The sequence below is a fragment of the Novosphingobium olei genome (assembly GCF_037076535.1).
Taxonomy (GTDB): Bacteria; Pseudomonadota; Alphaproteobacteria; order Sphingomonadales; family Sphingomonadaceae; genus Novosphingobium; species Novosphingobium olei.
Map to the genome: position 1 here is coordinate 3,382,294 of NZ_AP029021.1, position 18,223 is coordinate 3,400,516.

Annotated in this window: 17 protein-coding genes and 1 other RNA gene; 11 read left to right on the forward strand and 7 right to left on the reverse strand. The window is 67.2% G+C overall.

What is annotated here, in order from left to right; genetic code table 11:
• Positions 1-34 precede the first annotated feature (34 nt).
• From AACH40_RS15925 to AACH40_RS15940, 4 genes are read right to left on the reverse strand one after another with little or no spacing between them, the layout of a single operon-like run.
• Positions 35-478 carry a DNA polymerase III subunit chi gene (locus tag AACH40_RS15925; protein ID WP_169491377.1) on the reverse strand — a complete coding sequence of 148 codons (444 nt, stop codon included), beginning with the start codon at positions 476-478 and terminating at the stop codon, positions 35-37.
• Between the two features lie 4 nt (positions 479-482).
• Positions 483-1,724: a Xaa-Pro peptidase family protein gene (locus AACH40_RS15930; RefSeq protein ID WP_338643241.1), complete on the reverse strand. Its 1,242-nt coding sequence runs from the start codon at positions 1,722-1,724 to the stop codon at positions 483-485.
• Entirely contained in the window at positions 1,724-1,888 is a 165-nt protein-coding gene (locus AACH40_RS15935) for a DUF2256 domain-containing protein (protein ID WP_338643242.1), read from the reverse strand. The genes AACH40_RS15930 and AACH40_RS15935 overlap by 1 nt, the downstream gene beginning before the upstream one ends.
• A 9-nt stretch (positions 1,889-1,897) precedes the next feature.
• Positions 1,898-3,358 carry a leucyl aminopeptidase gene (locus AACH40_RS15940; protein WP_338643243.1) on the reverse strand — a complete coding sequence of 487 codons (1,461 nt, stop codon included), beginning with the start codon at positions 3,356-3,358 and terminating at the stop codon, positions 1,898-1,900.
• Positions 3,359-3,473: 115 nt separating this feature from the next.
• Between AACH40_RS15940 and AACH40_RS15945 the strand changes: the two genes are divergently transcribed.
• The 4 genes from AACH40_RS15945 to rsmA all read left to right on the forward strand — a co-directional run bounded on the left by AACH40_RS15945 (position 3,474) and on the right by rsmA (position 9,210).
• Positions 3,474-5,762, forward strand: a complete 2,289-nt coding sequence (locus AACH40_RS15945) for an LPS-assembly protein LptD (protein WP_338643244.1) — start codon at positions 3,474-3,476, stop codon at positions 5,760-5,762.
• 181 nt (positions 5,763-5,943) lie between these two features.
• Positions 5,944-7,323 carry a peptidylprolyl isomerase gene (locus AACH40_RS15950; protein WP_169491372.1) on the forward strand — a complete coding sequence of 460 codons (1,380 nt, stop codon included), beginning with the start codon at positions 5,944-5,946 and terminating at the stop codon, positions 7,321-7,323.
• Between the two features lie 43 nt (positions 7,324-7,366).
• A complete protein-coding gene (gene pdxA / locus AACH40_RS15955; protein WP_338643245.1) occupies positions 7,367-8,383 on the forward strand; it encodes a 4-hydroxythreonine-4-phosphate dehydrogenase PdxA in 1,017 nt (338 codons plus the stop codon).
• Entirely contained in the window at positions 8,380-9,210 is an 831-nt protein-coding gene (rsmA, locus tag AACH40_RS15960) for a 16S rRNA (adenine(1518)-N(6)/adenine(1519)-N(6))-dimethyltransferase RsmA (RefSeq protein WP_422394862.1), read from the forward strand. The genes pdxA and rsmA overlap by 4 nt, the downstream gene beginning before the upstream one ends.
• A gap of 36 nt (positions 9,211-9,246) precedes the next feature.
• Here rsmA and AACH40_RS15965 read toward each other — a convergent pair whose 3' ends face one another.
• Entirely contained in the window at positions 9,247-11,373 is a 2,127-nt protein-coding gene (locus AACH40_RS15965) for a malate synthase G (RefSeq protein ID WP_338643247.1), read from the reverse strand.
• A gap of 187 nt (positions 11,374-11,560) precedes the next feature.
• Here AACH40_RS15965 and AACH40_RS15970 point away from each other — a divergent pair, with 187 nt between their 5' ends.
• From AACH40_RS15970 to AACH40_RS15980, 3 genes are all read left to right on the forward strand, one after another.
• Positions 11,561-12,766: a hydrolase gene (locus AACH40_RS15970; RefSeq protein WP_338643249.1), complete on the forward strand. Its 1,206-nt coding sequence runs from the start codon at positions 11,561-11,563 to the stop codon at positions 12,764-12,766.
• 7 nt (positions 12,767-12,773) lie between these two features.
• Complete coding sequence (locus AACH40_RS15975; protein WP_338643250.1) at positions 12,774-13,811, forward strand: arginine N-succinyltransferase; 1,038 nt, start codon at positions 12,774-12,776, stop codon at positions 13,809-13,811.
• 195 nt (positions 13,812-14,006) lie between these two features.
• The gene (locus AACH40_RS15980; RefSeq protein ID WP_338643251.1) at positions 14,007-14,261 is read left to right on the forward strand and encodes a hypothetical protein; all 255 of its coding nucleotides are present in this window, start codon (positions 14,007-14,009) and stop codon (positions 14,259-14,261) included.
• 79 nt (positions 14,262-14,340) lie between these two features.
• Here the strand turns inward: AACH40_RS15980 and ssrA are convergent.
• Both ssrA and mscL read right to left on the reverse strand, forming a co-directional pair.
• Positions 14,341-14,707, reverse strand: a transfer-messenger RNA (tmRNA) gene (gene ssrA, locus AACH40_RS15985).
• A 54-nt stretch (positions 14,708-14,761) separates the two neighbouring features.
• Complete coding sequence (mscL, locus tag AACH40_RS15990; protein WP_338643252.1) at positions 14,762-15,205, reverse strand: large conductance mechanosensitive channel protein MscL; 444 nt, start codon at positions 15,203-15,205, stop codon at positions 14,762-14,764.
• Positions 15,206-15,409: 204 nt separating this feature from the next.
• Between mscL and AACH40_RS15995 the strand changes: the two genes are divergently transcribed.
• From AACH40_RS15995 to AACH40_RS16010, 4 genes are all read left to right on the forward strand, one after another.
• Positions 15,410-16,087: a LemA family protein gene (locus AACH40_RS15995; protein WP_169491364.1), complete on the forward strand. Its 678-nt coding sequence runs from the start codon at positions 15,410-15,412 to the stop codon at positions 16,085-16,087.
• 26 nt (positions 16,088-16,113) lie between these two features.
• The gene (locus AACH40_RS16000) at positions 16,114-16,905 is read left to right on the forward strand and encodes a TPM domain-containing protein (RefSeq protein ID WP_169491363.1); all 792 of its coding nucleotides are present in this window, start codon (positions 16,114-16,116) and stop codon (positions 16,903-16,905) included.
• A 1-nt stretch (position 16,906) separates the two neighbouring features.
• On the forward strand, positions 16,907-17,584 hold the full coding sequence (locus AACH40_RS16005; protein WP_338643253.1) for a TPM domain-containing protein: 678 nt from the start codon (positions 16,907-16,909) through the stop codon (positions 17,582-17,584).
• 78 nt (positions 17,585-17,662) lie between these two features.
• Entirely contained in the window at positions 17,663-18,211 is a 549-nt protein-coding gene (locus AACH40_RS16010; protein WP_338643254.1) for an NUDIX hydrolase, read from the forward strand.
• Positions 18,212-18,223 lie beyond the last annotated feature (12 nt).

The window sequence follows — 18,223 nt, forward strand, 5'->3', positions numbered from 1 at the left end:
TGTGCTGCGCCGCAAGGCAGCGTACCTGTGCACGTCAACGCCCCGGCTTGACCTCTTCCCAGCCACGCTCGCCCTGCCGCCAGTACCGCAAGTCTGCCCCTTCGCGCGCGCGCAGCGCCTTCCAGGTCGCACGGGCATCGTCGACCTGCTCGGGCGGGAACAGCAGGAATGCGCGCTCCATCCCGTGCATTTCGCGAAACTGCCCGTCAGCGCAGGCAAGATACGTCGCCGCATTCGCCGGCTCGGGCGCGTCTGAAAGCAGGATAGGCTGTCGCGCATCGTGCGCACCCCCGGCGCGGCCGTGCGCGAGGAAGGTTTCGGGAAGGCGCGTCCACAACGCCTCGTCGATCCGCGTCAGCTGCGCTTCGTCCGACGACACCACCAGCAGACGCGCGCCGGCGCCGAGCGTCGCCCGCGCAATCAGCGGCACGACCAGCTCGGCCGGATCGCGGGTCAGCTGGTAGAAGTCGACGCGCATCGGCTCAGATCGGGTCTTCGAGCGAACGGGCGAGTGGCGTGAACGCCTTTGGCCCTGCCGCAGTCATCACCCAGCAGTCTTCGAGCCGCACGCCGAACGCGCCCGGAATGTAGAGCCCCGGCTCGTTGGAAAAGCACATGCCGGGCTCAAGCGCGGTCTGGTCGCTCCCCACAAGATAGGGCGATTCGTGCCCATCCATGCCGATGCCATGCCCGGCCCGGTGCGACAGGCCGGGCAGCGCAAACGCAGGACCCCAGCCCTCTTTCTCGTAAAACCGGCGGACCGCCGCATCGAGCGCGGCGACCGGCACGCCCGGGCGGGCCGCTTCGAACACCACGTCCTGCCCGCGCCGTACCGTCTGCCACACCTTGCGCTGCCTTGCGCTCGGCTCTCCGAACACCCACGTGCGCGAGATATCGGACTGGTAATCCTCGACCGTGCAGCCGCAGTCCATCAGGATGACCGACCCCTCGCGCACCACCTCTGGCGTGCGCGAACCGTGCGGATAGGCGCTGGCTTCGTTGAGCAGCACCATCGCGAATTCGCTCGCCCCGCCGAGCCGGGCCGTCGCCGCCTCCATCATCGCGGAGATGTCCTTGGCCGTCATGCCCTGCCGCACGCCCGCGTGAACCTCGCGCAGCGCCGCCAGCGTGATGTCGTTGGCGATCTGCATCAGTTCGATCTCGGCCGGAGACTTGAACCGCCGGCACGCATCGACCAGCGCCGCACCGGACACCACCTTGAACGTGCCCTCACGCTGCAGGCCGTCGACGATGAATTCGCGCGTGGTCTGCTCCACCGCGATGGGCCCGGCATTGCCGCCGCCCCGCAGCGTGCTGGCGATCAGCGCGAACGGGCTTTCGTCCTCGTTCCAGGTGCGAATGTCGGCGGGGACGGCCAGCGTCTCGCGCACCGATGGCGCCTCGAAGAACGGCGTCACGATCACCGGCTGTCCCTTCGCCGGGATCACCGCGGCGGTCACCCGCTCGGAACGCCACCAGCGGACACCGGTGAAATAGACGAGGCTGCTGCCGCTTTCGACCAGCAACGCCGCCACGCCGGCGCGCTGCATCAGATCCTGCACCTTGGCGATGCGGGCAAGGCGCTCCTCGCGGCTGATCGGCCGAGCCTTGGCACCCGGCCGCGCCCCGGAAAGGACCGCTGGCGCCGGCGCCGCACGGAGCGCCGACGCAGCGAAGGTCACCGCGCCGCCCGCCAGCATCGCGCGTCGCGACCAGCCGGCCATCACGACGCCTGCGGCGTTGCGGCGCTGCGATTGCCGCGACAACGTTCAGAGCAGAACTTCACGTTTTCCCAGTCCCGTTCCCACTTCTTGCGCCACGTGAACGGCAGGCCGCATGCGGCGCAGGTCTTGGTCGGCAGGTCCGACTTGCGCCGCATCTTGGGCATGTGCCGCGCTTATGCCTCCAGCACGTTGCGGACGTAGCGATCGAGCAGGCGCACGCCGAAGCCGGTCGCGCCCTTGTCGTGCGTCGCCCCGGCCTTGTCGACCCAGACGGTGCCGGCGATGTCGAGGTGCGCCCACGCGACGCCCTTGTCGATGTAGCGCTGCAGGAACTGCGCCGCAGTGATCGAGCCACCATAACGCGGGCCGACGTTCTTCATGTCCGCGATCGGGCTGTCGATCAGCTTGTCGTACGCCGCCCCCAGCGGGAAGCGCCACAGGCTGTCGCCGCTCGCCTTGCCCGCGGCGTCGAGTTGGCTGGCGAGCAGGTCGTCGTTGCTGAACATGCCGGCGTGTTCATGGCCGAGCGAGATGATCATCGCGCCGGTCAGCGTGGCAAGGTCGACGATCGTCGCCGGGCTGTATTCCTTCTGCACCCAGGTCAGCGCATCGCACAGCACCAGGCGCCCTTCGGCGTCAGTGTTGATGACCTCTACCGTCTGGCCCGACATCGATGTGACCACGTCACCCGGGCGCTGCGCGTTGCCGTCGGGCATGTTCTCCACCAGCCCGCACACGCCGATGACGTCGGCCTGCGCCTTGCGCTTGGCGAGCGCGAGCATGGTGCCCGCAACCGCGCCGGCGCCGCCCATGTCCCACTTCATGTCTTCCATGCCCGCGGCGGGCTTGATCGAGATGCCGCCGGTATCGAAGGTCACACCCTTGCCGACGAACGCGGTGGGACGGGCGCCCGCCTTGCCCTTCCAGCGCATCGCCAGCAGGCGCGGCTCGCGCACAGAACCCTGCGCCACGCCCAGCAGCGCGCCCATGCCGAGCGCGGTCATCTGCGCCTTGTCCAGCACCAGGATCTCGATTCCCGTGCCTTCGAGCCGGGCGCGGCAGCGCTCGACGAAGCTTTCGGGGTAGATCACGTTGGCGGGCTCGGTCACCAGTTCGCGGGTGAACTCGACGCCTTCGGCGATCGCGCTTTCGATCTCCCAGGCAGCATCGGTTCCGTCCGGGGCATTGATCGCAACGATCGTGCCAAGGCTCGGCTTCTGTTCGTCTTTCAGCTTTGTGCGATAGACATCGTGGCGCCAGCCGCGCAGCCGCGCGCCCAGCAGCACGGCGGCCGCTTCGTCCGCCGTAAGACCGCTACCGCCAAAGTCGATCGCAACCGCCGCTTCGCCAGAGGTCAGGTACTTGGCGGTCAGCGCACCGCCGGCCTTTTCAAGCGCGGCAATCCGCCCAGCGGCCGATGCATCGCCAATGCCCACCAGCGCATGGCGCGCGATGGCGTCGCCAGCGCCCGCGGCGAAGTACTCGAAAACCTGGCCGGTCTTCCCGGAAAAGCGCTGCGCCTCGGCCGCGCCACGGGTCACGGCGTCGAGATCGGCGGGAAGCGCGCCGTCGGCCACCAGACGGGCGACGAGGCGGGGGCGTTCTGCGCCGGTCTTGCCGAATTCTACGATCATCGTCTGAAAGCTCCTGTCGGATCGGGCGCTTCCGGGCGCGGCACGAAGGCAACACACGGCAGGAAGCGCAAATGTTGGTTTGCAGTTAGGGCTCGCCGATGCGATAGGCAAGCGCATGCAACCCGCCGCGCGGCCGCTGCCGCAAGCCTTTTCCCGACGCTTGCGCACGCGCCGCTTGGCCGCAAGCACTTCTCTTCACGCGCTGTTTGCCGCCGGCTTGTTCGCCCTGCCCGGTGGGGCAAGCGCGCAGGATGCCGCCGCCCCGGCCGCATCCGCCAGCGCGCCTGCCCCACAGCAGGAAGAACAAGTCCGCTTCGAGGCCGACAAGGTCCAGTACAACAACGATTCGGATCAGGTGATCGCCACCGGCAGCGTCGTGCTGCGGCGCGAGGACCAGACGGTGCGCGCCAATGTCGTCACCTGGGACCGCAAGACTGGCAAGATCGAAGCCAACGGCAACATCCGCTTCGTCGATCAGGACGGCAACGTCCTCTATACCGACAAGGTCGAACTGACCGAGGAGCTCAAGGCCGGCGCGATCGAGGATATGCTTCTGGTGCTGCGCGAAGGCGGGCGCCTTGCCGCCCGCAGCGGCGAGCGCGACGAAAAGGGCAACATCACCCTGCACGACGCGGCCTTCTCCGGCTGCGCGGTAGAGGACGACGATGGCTGCCCCAAGAAGCCGAGCTGGGAAATCACCGCCGTCCAGGTCTACTTCGACGCCGCCGACAAGCGCGTGAAGTACAAGGGTGCGAAGCTGCGCATGTTCGGCGTGTCGCTGCTGCCGCTCCCCGGTCTTGGCCACACCAGCGACTTCCGCGCCGAAACCGGCCTGCTGATCCCCGACCTGCGGCTTGGCGCCACCAACGGGGTGGAACTGTCGGATACCTGGTACTGGCGCATCGCCGATAACAAGGACCTGGCGCTCACCGGCTACGTCTACACCGGCGCGCTGCCGATGGTCTCGGCCCGCTACCGCCAGCTTACCGACATCGGCGCCTTCCAGGTGACCGGCTACCTGACGCGAAGCGCGGTCATCCCGACGAACGCGACGACCGCGCCTGTGCCCGGCAACCAGCAGTTCCGCGGCTACATCGAAGCGAACGGGCGCCTCCAGTTCTCGCCGACCTGGAGCCTGACCGCCTACGGCCGCTACGCCAGCGACCGTACCTTCCTGCGCCGCTACGACATCAGCCGCGATGACCGACTGCGTTCGTCGATCAACCTCGAACGGATCGACAACGACAGCTATTTCAGCCTCGCCGGCTGGGCGATCCAGACCTTGCGCCTCGGCGATACGCAAGGCCAGATGCCGATCGCGCTGCCGAGCCTCGAATACCGCCGCCGCGTCCAGGCGCCCCTCGGCAAGTTCGAGTTCGAGGTGAACACGCTCGCCATCACCCGCACGCAGGGCCAGGACACGCAGCGCGCCTTCGCCCGTGCGCAATGGGACCTGCGCACGATCACCGGGCTTGGCCAGGAAGTGACGTTCACCGTGCTCGGCCGGGGCGATGTCTACCACAGCGCGCAGAACGATCTGACCTCGACGATCATCTATCGCGGCACGCCCGGCTGGCAGGCGCGCGCCATCGGGACGGCCGCGGTCGACGTGAAGTGGCCGCTGATCGGCGCCGCCTTCGGCGGTACGCAGGTCATCACGCCGCGCTTCCAGATCGTCGCCACGCCGCACGTCAAGAACCTGTCGATTCCCAACGAGGATTCGCGCGCGACCGATCTTGAGGATTCGAACCTTTTCTCGCTCAACCGCTTCCCCGGCTACGACCGGATCGAGGACGGGCTGCGCTTCACTTACGGCTTCGATTACCAGCTGACCCGTCCGGGCTGGCGCTTCTCGACAACGATCGGGCAGAGCTATCGCCTCTCGAACGACCGGACGCTGCTGCCCGAAGGCACCGGCCTGTCGAACCGCATGTCCGACATCGTCGGCCGCACCGACATCCGCTTCCGCGACATCGTTCAGCTGACGCATCGCTTCCGTCTCGACAAGTCGACCTTTGCCCTGCGCCGCAACGAATTCGACGCGACGATCGGCAGCCACCGCACCTATGTCGAGGTCGGCTACCTCAAGCTAAACCGCAACATCGACACCAGCTTCGAGGACTTGCGCGATCGCGAGGAACTGCGCGTTGCCGGCCGTGTCGCCTTTGCCAAGTACTGGTCCGCGTTCGTATCGTCGGTCATCAACCTGACCGACAAGAGCGAAGACCCCACCCAGTCGTCCGACGGTTTCCAGATCCTGCGCCACCGGATCGGCGTTGCCTATACCGACGATTGCCTCGACCTCGCCTTCACCTGGCGGCGCGACTACATCACCACCGGCGACGCGACGAAGGGCAACAGCTACCTGATCAGCCTGTCGTTCAAGAATCTCGGCGTGAAATGAACGGCCGGGCCCAGGGCCCGGTTATCCGGCGGTTTGGCTTTGCAGGTCGTTGCAAACGGGGTATCGGGCCGTCTATCCGGGCTCTCCACTCAGCTTGGGTTCAGCAGACGGAGCCGATCTGCGGGCGAAACGGTCGAGCAAGGGGAACCCTTCGCTCCTTCGACAGGATGTTGCGATTGCCATGAAGCGTAGTTCCCGCATTGAGCACCGGAGCGGTTCGAGCCGTTTCGGCAGGTCCGTTGTCCTGCTCGGCCTTGTCGCCACCGTGGCGGCGCCGATCGCCACGAGCGTGGCCCATGCCCAGACGGCCGACGCCAGCGGTGCGCTCAACATCCCGGACAACCCGCGCATCTTCGGCAAGACCGATCCGAACGTCCGTCGCGCCACGGCGGTGGTCAATGGCGAGATCATCACCGGCACCGACATCGACCAGCGCCTTGCGCTGATCATCAATGCCAATGGCGGCAAGGTGAATCCGGAAGAGATGGACCGCTTGCGCCTGCAGGTGCTGCGCAACCTGATCGATGAAACGCTGCAGATCCAGGAAGCCAAGGCCGCCGACATCGACATCACCGATGACGAGGTGATGGAAACCTATACCCGCGTCGCCTCGCAGAACTTCGGCAAGGACGTCGCCGCGCTCGACAAGTATCTCGCCGGCATCGGCTCTTCGTCGGCGTCGCTGAAGCGCCAGATCAAGGGCGAACTCGCCTGGCAGCGCCTGCTGCGCCGCAACGTCCAGCCGTTCATCAACGTGTCGGATGAAGAAGTGAAGGAGGTCATGGACCGCCTCAACGCGGCCAAGGGCACCGAGGAATATCGCATCGGCGAAATCTACCTCTCGGCCAACGACCAGAACCGCGCGCAGGTAGAAGCCAACGCGCAGAAGATCGTCGATCAGCTGAAGCAGGGCGGCAGTTTCGTCGCCTACGCGCGCCAGTATTCCGAAGCCTCGACCGCGGCGGTAGGCGGCGATCTCGGCTGGATCAAGCTGGCCCAGCTGCCCAACGAACTCGCTGCGGCCGCTGCCACGATGGCCGCTGGCCAGTTGACCGGCCCGGTTCCGGTCAGCGGCGGTTTCTCGATCATCTACCTGATCGACAAGCGTCAGGTGCTGACCGCCGATCCGCGCGATGCCGTGCTGGCGCTCAAGCAGATCTCGATCAGCTTCCCCAAGGGCATCGCCGAAAAGGACGCTACCGCCCGCGCCGCCACGTTCGCCGCGGCGGTCAAGGAAATCCACGGCTGCGGCGAAGCGGAAGGCGCGGCTTCGAAGCTCGGCGCCACGATCGTCGCCAACGACCAGATCAAGGCGCGCGACCTGCCTCCCGCGCTGCAGGACATGCTGCTCAAGCTGTCGGTCGGCGAAGCGACCGCGCCGTTCGGTTCGATCGAGGACGGCGTGCGCGTGCTGCTGCTGTGCGGCCGCGACGATCCGAAGCAGGCCGCAGGACCCAACTTCGACCAGCTGCAGGCGCAGATGGAGGACGAACGCGTCAACAAGCGCGCCCAGACCTACCTGCGCGACCTGCGGCGCGATGCGGTGATCGAATACGACTGATCGCGCTCTTTCCGCGCCAGCCGAACGCGGCTAGGCGGAAACCATGATCCAGCCGTCCAGCCCGCATCCGCTGGCCCTCAGCATCGGTGACCCTGCCGGGGTCGGCCCCGAACTTGCCTGCGCGGCCTGGGCGCTCAGCGGGACAGCCGCGCTGCCGCCGTTCTTCGTGGTCGGTTCCAAGCGCGTGCTGGAAAAGGCGGCGCGGCGGCGCGGCCTGCACCTGAAGGTGCGCGCGATCACCGCCCCGCACGAAGCCGCCGCGATCTTCCCGAACGCGCTTCCGGTGCTCGACCTTGGCGAGGCGGACTATACGCCCGGGGTGCCAGACGACCAGGGTGCCGCGCTTGCACTGGCCGCGCTCACCGAAGCGACCCGGCTCGTCCGCGAAGGCGAAGCGGGTGCGCTCGTCACCGGCCCGATCGCCAAGAGCCGCCTTGCCCGCGTGGGCTTCGATCATCCCGGCCAGACCGAATTCGTCGCCGCGGCCTGCGGCGTCGCGGCGGACGATGCGGTGATGATGCTCGCCGGGCCATCGTTGCGGGTCGTGCCCATCACCGTGCACGTGGCGCTGTCCAGCGTGCCGAGCCTGCTCTCGGCCGAGCGGATCGAACGCCGCAGCGCTATCGCGGCCGAAGCGCTGGTGCGCGATTTCGGCATTTCGGCGCCCCGCCTCGCAGTCGCAGGGCTCAATCCGCACGCGGGCGAGGACGGGCGCATGGGATCGGAAGACGCCGCCGTCGTCGCGCCCGCCGTTGCCGCGCTGAAATCGCGCGGCATCGATGCGCTTGGTCCCTTGCCCGCCGACACAATGTTCCATGCAGCAGCGCGCGCAACCTACGATGTCGCCATCTGCATGTACCACGATCAGGCGCTGATCCCGATCAAGGCGCTCGATTTCGACGAAGGCGTCAACGTCACGCTCGGCCTGCCGATCGTGCGCACTTCGCCCGATCACGGCACCGCCTTCGCCATCGCCGGCACCAGCACGGCACGCCCCGGCGCGACCGTGGCCGCCATCCGCATGGCCGGCGAATGCGCCGCGCGGAGGCATGGGGCGTGAGCGATCTTCCCAGCCTTCCGCCCTTGCGCGATGTGGTCAACCGCCACGGCCTGATCGCGTCCAAGGCGCTCGGCCAGAACTTCCTGTTCGATGAACAACTGCTCGACCGGATCGCCACGGTGCCGGGCAAGCTCGCCGGGCAGAACGTGCTCGAAGTCGGCCCCGGCCCCGGCGGCCTCACCCGCGCGCTGTTGCGCGCCGGCGCCAACGTCACCGCGATCGAGATGGACAAGCGCTGCCTGCCCGCGCTTGCCGAACTCGCCGAAGCCTTCCCGGGGCAGCTGCGCGTGATCGAAGGCGATGCCACCAAGATCGATCCGGCAACCCTGTTCGACGGTCCGTGGCACGTCGCGGCGAACCTTCCCTACAATATCGGCACAATGCTGTTCACCGGCTGGCTGTCGGGGCAGAACTGGCCACCGCAATGGCGCTCGCTGACGCTGATGTTCCAGCTGGAAGTGGCGGAGCGGATCATCGCCCGTCCCGGCACCGATGCCTACGGCCGGCTCGCGGTCCTGGCGCAGTGGCGCGCGACCCCCCGCATCGCGATGAAAGTACACCGCAGCGCCTTCACCCCGCCGCCCAAGGTGATGTCGGCGATCATCCACGTCGAACCCGCCGCGATGCCCGAAGGCGTCTCGGCGCGCATGCTCGAACGCGTGACGGAAGCCGCCTTCGGCCAGCGCCGCAAGATGCTGCGCCAATCGCTCAAGGGACTGCCGGGCGCGCTCGAAGCGCTGGAGACGCTGGCCATCGACCCGCAACGCCGCGCCGAAACGCTCGACGTCGACGAATTCGTCGCCATCGCAAGGGTGCTGACGAAGTAAGCCGGGGGGCAAGCCGCAGTCTGCCCCCGCCTTAACTCACGCCGGTTCGGCCACCTTCGCCGCCGCCTTCTTCTTCAGGCGCCAGGCGTGCAGCAGCGGCTCGGTATAGCCGTTGGGCTGCTCCACGCCCTTGAACACCAGATCGCAGGCCGCGCGGAAGGCAAAGCTCGTGTCCCAGTTGCCGGCCATCGGCTCGTACAGCGCATCGCCCTCGTTCTGCGCATCGACCTTGGCCGCCATGCGCTTTAGGCTGTCCATCACCTGGCCTTCGCTGGCCACGCCATGCAGCAGCCAGTTGGCGATGTGCTGGCTCGAAATGCGCAGCGTCGCCCGGTCTTCCATCAGGCCCACGTCGTTGATGTCGGGCACCTTGGAGCAGCCGACGCCCTGGTCGATCCAGCGCACGACGTAGCCCAGCAACCCTTGCGCGTTGTTGTCCAGCTCCTCGGCGACTTCCGCTTCCGACCAGTTGGTTCCTTCGGCCAGCGGAATCGCCAGCAGCGCATCGAGCCCCGGCGTCGGCTCCTGCGCGATGTCCCCGCGCAGGCCGAACACGTCGACCTGGTGGTAGTGCGTCGCATGGAGCGTCGCCGCCGTCGGCGAAGGCACCCAGGCGGTGTTGGCACCGGTCTTGGGATGCCCGATCTTCTGTTCCATCATGTCGCGCATCATGTCGGGCGCGGCCCACATGCCCTTGCCGATCTGCGCCTTGCCCGACAGGCCGTGCGCCAGCCCGATCGAAACGTTGCGCTTCTCGTAGGCGGCGATCCAGCCCGAGCCCTTGATCGCGCCCTTGCGGATCATCGCCCCTGCGCGCATCGAGGTGTGGATCTCGTCGCCCGTCCGGTCGAGGAAGCCCGTGTTGATGAACACGATGCGGTCCTTCACCGCCGCGATGCAGGCGGCGAGGTTGGCGCTGGTACGGCGCTCCTCGTCCATCACGCCAACCTTGACCGTGTGGCGCTCCAGCCCCAGCAGGTCCTCGACCGCATCGAACAGGTCATTGGCAAAGGCCGCTTCTTCCGGCCCGTGCATCTTGGGTTTCACGATATAGATGCTGCCCGCGCGGCTGTTGCGATAGCGGCCCAGCCCCTTGAGGTCGTGCATGGCGATCGCCGAGGTGATCACCGCGTCCATGATTCCTTCGGGGATTTCCGAACCATCGGCCAGCAGGATCGCCGGGTTGGTCATCAGGTGGCCGACATTGCGCACGAACAGCAGCGAACGCCCCGGCAGGGTCAGGCGCGTGCCGTCTTCGCCCGTCCAGGTGCGATCGGCATCGAGCGTGCGCGTCATCGTCCGCCCGCCCTTCTGGAAGCTTGCTTCCAGATCGCCGCGCATCAGGCCGAGCCAGTTGGTATAGGCCGCGACCTTGTCCTCGGCGTCCACTGCCGCGACCGAATCCTCCAGATCGACGATGGTCGTCAGCGCCGCTTCGAGCACGATATCGGCAATGCCCGCCTTGTCGGTGCGGCCGACGTTGTGATCGCGGTCGATCACCAGTTCGATGTGCAAGCCGTTGTGTCGGAACAGCAGCCCGCCAGCACGACGCGCGACGAACGCCGCAGGATCGGCAAGCGGCGGAAGGTCGCCGCCATCCCAGTCGGCCCAGCTGCCTTGGGCGAGCGGGATCGCCCCGTCGAGGAAACGGCGGCCTGCCGCGATCACCGCCGCACCGCGCACCTCGTCATAGCCGCCCGGCCGCGCGGGGGCCGCATCGAGCGCGTCGGTGCCGTAGAACGCATCGTACAGGCTGCCCCACCGCGCATTGGCGGCATTGAGCACGAAGCGGTCGTTCAGCACCGGCACGACCAGCTGCGGCCCCGCCATCGTGGCGATTTCGGGATCGACGTTCTGTGTGCCGATCAGGAAGTCCTCGGGCTCGGGCACGAGGTAGCCGATTTCTTCGAGGAAGGCGCGGTATTCGGCCGCATCGAGCGGCTTTCCGGCGCGCGCGGTGTGCCACGCATCAATCTGTTCCTGCAGGTGATCCCGCTTTGCCAGAAGCGCGCGATTAACCGGGACAAGGCGATCGCACAGCGCGGCGAAACCCGCCCAGAACGCGGCGGAGTCGAGCCCCAGCGGCCCAAGCACGCGATGGTCGACGAAATCCGCAAGCAGGCGATCAACCTGGAGGCCGCTCAGCGTGACGCGATCGTTCATGACAGTCCAACTTCCCATTCGCTTCGAACAATAACCATGGCGAGACGCCAACGCATGGCGCGCCATTTCGGAATCGACGATCCTGGGGAGGACGGATACAGCCTATGGCCGAAGCCGCCTGTCGATGCAACCCGACCTTCGCCGGATGGGGTTCACCCGATCCGGTTCCCGCGCTAGACGGTTGCGGATGAAACAGCTTTCGCGCGCCGAGCAGGCCCTTCTCGACCGGATCGACGCCGCTGCCATGCTGCCGCAAGTCGAACGCTGGTGCGCGATCAACACCGGCACGCGCAATCTCGATGGCCTTGCCACGCAATCGGCCATGCTGGGCGATGCTTTCGCCGCGCTCCCAGGCACGCTCACGCTGATCGAACCCGCCCCGGTCGAAGCCATCGCGCCAGATGGCACGCGGCTCGCGCTCGACCATGGCCGCCACCTCGTCCTCTCGGTCCGCCCGCAGGCCAGCCGCCGCTACCTGCTCACCGGGCACATGGACACCGTCTACCCCGTCGATCATCCGTTCCAGACGCTGACCTGGCTGGAGGACGGCGTGCTCGGCGGCCCCGGCGTTGCCGACATGAAGGGCGGCATCGCCGTGATCCTCGCCGCGCTCGCCGCGTTCGAGCACAGCCCTGCCGCGCGTGATGTCGGCTATGACGTGATGATCAATTCGGACGAGGAAACCGGCAGCCTGTCCTCGGCCCCGCTGATCGCGCAGCTGGCCGCGGGGAAAGCCGCCGCGCTGACCTACGAACCCTCCGCCATGCCCGATGGCACGCTCGCCGGCGCACGTCCCGGTAGCGGCAACTACAGCGCGATCGTCACCGGCCGCAGCGCGCATGCCGGTCGCAACCCGCAGGACGGCCGCAACGCCATCCTCGCCGCCGCGGCGCTCGCGCTCGAACTCGGCAAGACGGTCCGCGACGGTCTGTCGATCAACCCCGCGCGCATCGACGGGGGCAGCGCCAACAACGTCGTGCCCGACCACGCCATCCTGCGCTTCAACGTGCGGCCCCGCACCCCTGAACTGGCCGAGGAATTCGCCCGCGACCTCGCCCGCATGATCGCCAGGATCGAAGCCACGCACGAAGTCTCGATCCACCTGCATGGCGCCGTCACCCGACCGCCCAAGCCGCTGGACGAAAAGGCCGAGGCGCTGTTCGGCCTGGTGCGCGAATGCGGCGCGGCATTGGGCGAGTCGATCCGCTGGCAGGCGGCGGGCGGGGTGTGCGATGGCAACAACATCGCCGCGCTGGGCGTGCCGGTGGTGGATACGATGGGCGTGCGCGGCGGCGCGATCCATTCGCCCGCCGAATACCTGATCACGGCCTCGCTGGCCGAACGCGCGGCGCTTTCGGCGCTCGTGCTGCACCGACTTTCCGGAGGGGAATGACAAGACAATGACGCACCGCATCCGCGCCGCGCGGCCCGAAGACCTGCAGCATCTCTACGAAATGGCCAAACTGACCGGCGGCGGCTTCACCAACCTGCCCCCCGATCGCAAGGCATTGACCGCCAAGCTCGAACGCTCGGCCCAGGCCTACGCCAATCTGGAGGAAGGCGACCCCAAGTCGGAACGCGACGAACTGTTCGTGCTGGTTCTGGAAGACGTCGCCACCGGCGAAGTGCGCGGCACCTCGCAGATCTTCACCCGCGTTGGCCAGCAATGGCCGTTCTATTCCTATCGCATCGCCACGCTGACGCAGCATTCCAAAGAACTGAACCGCACCTTCCGCGCAGAGATGCTCAATCTCGTGACCGATCTCGAAGGGTCGAGCGAAGTCGGCGGCCTGTTCCTGCACCCGTCCGAACGCGCCGGCGGCCTTGGCATGCTGCTCGCGCGCAGTCGCTACCTGTTCATCGCGATGCACCGCAAGCGCTTCTCCGACCGCATCCTGGCTGAACTGCGCGGCGTGATCGACGAACGCGGCGGCTCGCCCTTCTGGGACGGTGTGGCGGGTCGCTTCTTCGGGATGAACTTCCAGGAAGCCGACTACTTCAACGCCATCAACGGCCACCAGTTCATCGCCGACCTGATGCCCAAGCATCCGGTCTACATCGCCATGCTGCCCGAAACCGCGCGCAGCGCGATCGGCCTGCCCCACCCCTCCGGCCGCGCCGCGATGCGCATGCTGGAAGAGGAAGGCTTCGCCCACGAAGGCTATGTCGACATCTTCGACGGCGGCCCCACGATGACCGCCCGCACCGACCGGGTCGAATCGATCGCTTCGGCCAGGGCGGTTCCCATTGCCCACGTGCGCGCACCCGAAGGCAGCGGCCCTGCCGCCAAGGCGCTCGTCGCCACAGGGCGCCTGGCTGATTTCCGCTGCTGCTTTGCAGAGATCGGTGAAAGCGCCGAAGGCCTCGTCCTCGATCCGATCGCGGCCGCCAGCCTTGGCGTCGGCGAAGGCGACACCGTCTGGCACGTGCGCCGATAGGGCGTCCCGGATCGGGAGGGCGATCCGGCCGAGCGGAACGCCCTCCCCCGCCATCCGTTTCAGGGCCGCAAAGGCTGGTGACAACACGACCTGTCGCCCCGCCTTACAGTGAAAACGGTATTAACCAGCACTTGGGGCGGAAATCTGCATCTGGCATGAAGGTTGCGGATCGAGTCGCCAGCAAGAGGACAAAAAATGCTCGGCAAGATTGCACGCCTGTTCCTGATCAAGACGCGGTTCGAGGCCTTTGCAATCATCTATGCCCTCGCGCTCGGCGCGGTCGAGCGGGGCCATGTCTACCTCACCCAGTACCCGGGCTTTGGCGGCAAGCTGCTGTTCCTCGCCTGCACCGGCGCGGTGTTCATGGCCGGCGCCAAGATCCTCGATGCGCTGCGCTACGAACACGCGCAGCGCAACGCCTCTCCAGCACCCGCCGCTGCCGGCGGCTGAGCCCTTCCCGCCGCGCACGGGCAATCCATCGATTTGGGTAAGTAGGGCGATTCTGTTGCTAGGCTCGCCCCCAGCCCCCGGTTTCCGATTCTGTTACCCGGTTCGGTCCGAACCGTGCTCTAACTTTGTAAGATCAGGCCGTTAGGCCGTCAGATTACGCCGCGAGAGCAAGTGCTTCGTTGTCGTTGGCACTTGTGAGTTTTGAGCCTTGAACGGGTTACTCAGCCCGGGCAAAAACAGCGCTTTTCAACACACGTCGATCCTAGTTCGGCCCCATCAACACCCTTGCGACAACAAGGCCCGGCCTGTCTCAGCCGGTGGTGATGGTGGAGCCGCCGGGTACCGCCCCCGGGTCCGCTGTGCCTATTGCACGCCGCAGTTTATCACCATAGCCGGTCGAAACCGGCAGGGACCCATATAGGGCGGCGCGCTCAAATGAAAAGGGGCGGTCTTGGCCGCCCCTTCCCGTCCATCCACTGTCGGATCGATCGACTGGCCGATCAGCCCCGGGCCTTCAGTGCATCGCGGATCTCGGCCAGCAGTTCGACCTCGGTCGGGCCGGTGGGCGCGGCCGGCGCCTCGTCCTTGGGCTTTTCGAGAAGGCGGTTGGCCGCCTTGACGATCAGGAAAATGATGAAGGCCACGATCAGGAAGTTGACGCCCTGGGTGATGAAATCGCCATAGCCGATCATCGGCACGCCCGCGGCCTTCAGCTCGGCATAGTTGGTCGGATCGCCCTTGAACGTCGCCGGGATAGGCCCCAGCCGCACGAAGAAGCGCGTGAAATCCACGCCTCCGGTCACGAAGCCCACCACCGGCATGATCACGCTTTCGGTCAGCGAGGTGACGATCTTGCCGAACGCGCCGCCGATGATCACACCGACCGCCAGGTCGAGCACGTTGCCGCGTGCGATGAACGTCTTGAATTCCTGCATCATGCTCATGGTCGGTCGCTCCCCTTCCTCGTTGCGTCCCCTGCCGGTGCTTGCCATCAGCCCGGCTGGGCGACAAGCGGGATCAGGATGCAGATCGGACCTCGCCTTGCGACTGCATGACGTTTCGTGTCGTCCCTTGAACGCAACCCCCACCACGCTACATTGCCGCAACGATGCCGGTTTCGCCGGCGAACGAGAGGACATTTCAAAGCCATGGCCGCTTCCTTCCTGTCCCGCCTCACCCGTTTTGCTTTCGTCGCTGCTGCGGCTGCCGGTCTTTCGGCCTGCGGGGTCAACTCGATCCCCACTGCCGAGGAAAACGCGAAGGCCAAGTGGGCCGACGTGCAGAACCAGTACCAGCGCCGCGCAGACCTGATCCCTAACCTCGTCGCCACGGTGAAGGGCTACGCCAAGCAGGAACAGGACACCCTGACCAAGGTGACCGAAGCCCGCGCCAAGGCGACCAGCGTGCAGATTTCGGCCGCCGACGTCACCGATCCGGCCAAGATGGCGCAGTATCAGGCGGCGCAGGGCCAGCTTTCGGCCGGCCTCGGGCGCCTGCTCGCCTCGGTCGAAGCCTATCCCGACCTCAAGTCGAACCAGAACTTCCTTGCGCTGCAAAGCCAGCTCGAAGGGACCGAGAACCGCATCGCCGTCGCCCGCCGCGATTACAACGAAGCGGTTCAGGCCTACAACACCACCATCCGCACCTTCCCCGCCGTGATCGGCGCCAAGGTGATCTACGGCGCCAAGCCGATGGTGCCGTTCCAGGCGACGACGCCGGGTGCCGACACCGCCCCCACGGTCAGCTTCGACAGCCCGGCCGCGCCCGCCGCAGCCCCCGCGAACGATAACGCCGCCGCCCCGGCGAGCCAGGCGGCGGGCCAGTAAGCGGGCGCGCGGGGAGCGCCCCGGCGATGCTCAAGCGCCTGCTTGTCGTGCTCATGGCCGCGCTGGCGCTCGTCGCCAGCCCGGCCTTGGCGCAGACCTTCCCCAAGCTCACCGGCCGGGTGGTCGACGACGCGCACCTGCTCCAGCCCGATCAGGTCGCGGCGCTCGATGCCAAGCTCGCCGCGCTCGAACAGCAGTCGCAGCGCCAGCTCGTCGTGGTCACGCTGCCCAGCCTTCAGGGCTACGAGATCGAGGATTACGGCTACCGCCTGGGGCGCGCGTGGGGCATCGGTGACAAGGGGCGCAACGACGGCGCGCTGCTGATCGTTGCGCCCAACGAACGCAAGGTGCGGATCGAGGTCGGCTATGGCCTCGAAGGCATCATCACCGATGCGCTGTCCAGCGTAATCATCCAGCGCGAGATCGTGCCCCGCTTCAAGCAGAACGACTACGCCGGCGGGATCAACGCCGCCACCGACCAGCTGATCGCCCAGCTCAGGCTGCCCGATGACGAGGCGCGCAAGGTCGCCGCCAGCGCCGCGCAGCAGCAGAAGAAGGCCAGCGAACCGAAGTTCGATTTCGGCACGGTGGTGTTCCTGGTGATCTTCTTTTTCTTCTTCGTCCTGCCGTTCCTGCGCGCGATGCGCGGCGGCGGGCGCCGCTATGGCCGCAGCCCCGGCGTGATGATCTTCCCCACCGGCGGCTGGGGTGGTGGCTCCGATTGGGGCGGCGGCGGCGGTGGCGGCTGGGGTGGTGGCGGCGGCTTTTCGGGCGGCGGCGGCAGCTTCGGCGGCGGCGGATCGTCGGGGAGCTGGTGACATGACGCATCCTCTCACCGACACCGATCGCGCCCGCGTCGCCGCGGCGGTGACCCATGCCGAACTGTCCAGCGCGGGCGAGATCGTCACGATCATTACCCCGCGCTCGGACATCTATCGCGACGTGGCGCTGGGCTGGAGCGCGTTCGTTGCGCTGCTTGCGCTGGCCGCGCTCGAACTCGCGCCCGATTTCTACATCGCGCTGGTCGATCGCGTGCTCGGCCTGTGGGCCAGCGACTGGAGCCCGCGCGCCGTGCTCGGCCTTGCACTCACCGTCGCCACGCTCAAGTTCCTCGGCATGCTGGCGCTCATGGCGTGGTTTCCCTTGCGCCTGTGGCTTACCCCCGGCCCGGTCAAGGCCGCGCGCGTCCATGCCCGTGCGCTCACCTGCTTTCGCGTCGGCGCGCAAAGCCGCACCACCGGCCGCACCGGCATCCTGATCTATCTCTCGCTCGCCGAACACCGGGCAGAGATCATCGCCGACGAAGCGATCGCCGCCAAGGTTTCGCCCGAAGTCTGGGGCGATGCGATGCACGCCATGCTCGGCCACTTGCGCCAGGGCCACGTCGCCGACGGCATGATCGCCGCGGTCGAACAGGTCGGCGCGGTGCTGGCGCTGCACTTCCCCCGCGCCGACGACGACGTCAACGAACTGCCCGACCGCCTGATCGAGGTGTGAAAGGCGCGCCGTTGACTCCCCGCTGCCGTTTGTGTCGAACGGCGTCCACACACCCCGCGCAGCGATGGGACCATGCCCGTGAGCCTTGAAGACGAATTCCGCGACATTCCCGAAGAAGTGCGCTGGGAGGGTCGCTTCATCGTCACCAAGACGCGCGGCCGCTGGGAATACGTCGGCCGCACCCGCAACATCCGCGCGGCGGTGATCCTCGCTATCGACGAAGGCCACGTGATCCTTGTCGAACAGTTCCGCGTGCCGCTCGGCCGCCCCTCGATCGAAATGCCTGCCGGCCTGATCGGCGATCTGGAAGGCAGCGAAGGCGAGGATGCCGCCATCGCCGCCGCGCGCGAGCTGGAAGAGGAGACCGGCTATCGCGCAGGCCGCATGGAGGAGATCGGCGAATTCTTCTCCTCGCCCGGCATGGTCACCGAAGCCTTCACGATGTTCCGCGCGCACGATCTGGTGAAGGTCGGCGAAGGCGGCGGCACCGAAGGCGAAGGCATCACCGTCCACCGCGTGCCGCTGGACGGGTTCGATGCCTTCATCGCCGAAAAGCGCGCCGCGGGCTACGGCATCGATGTGCGCATGCTGATGCTGATCGGCGCCCGCATGCCCGAACTGCGATAAGAACGAACACGG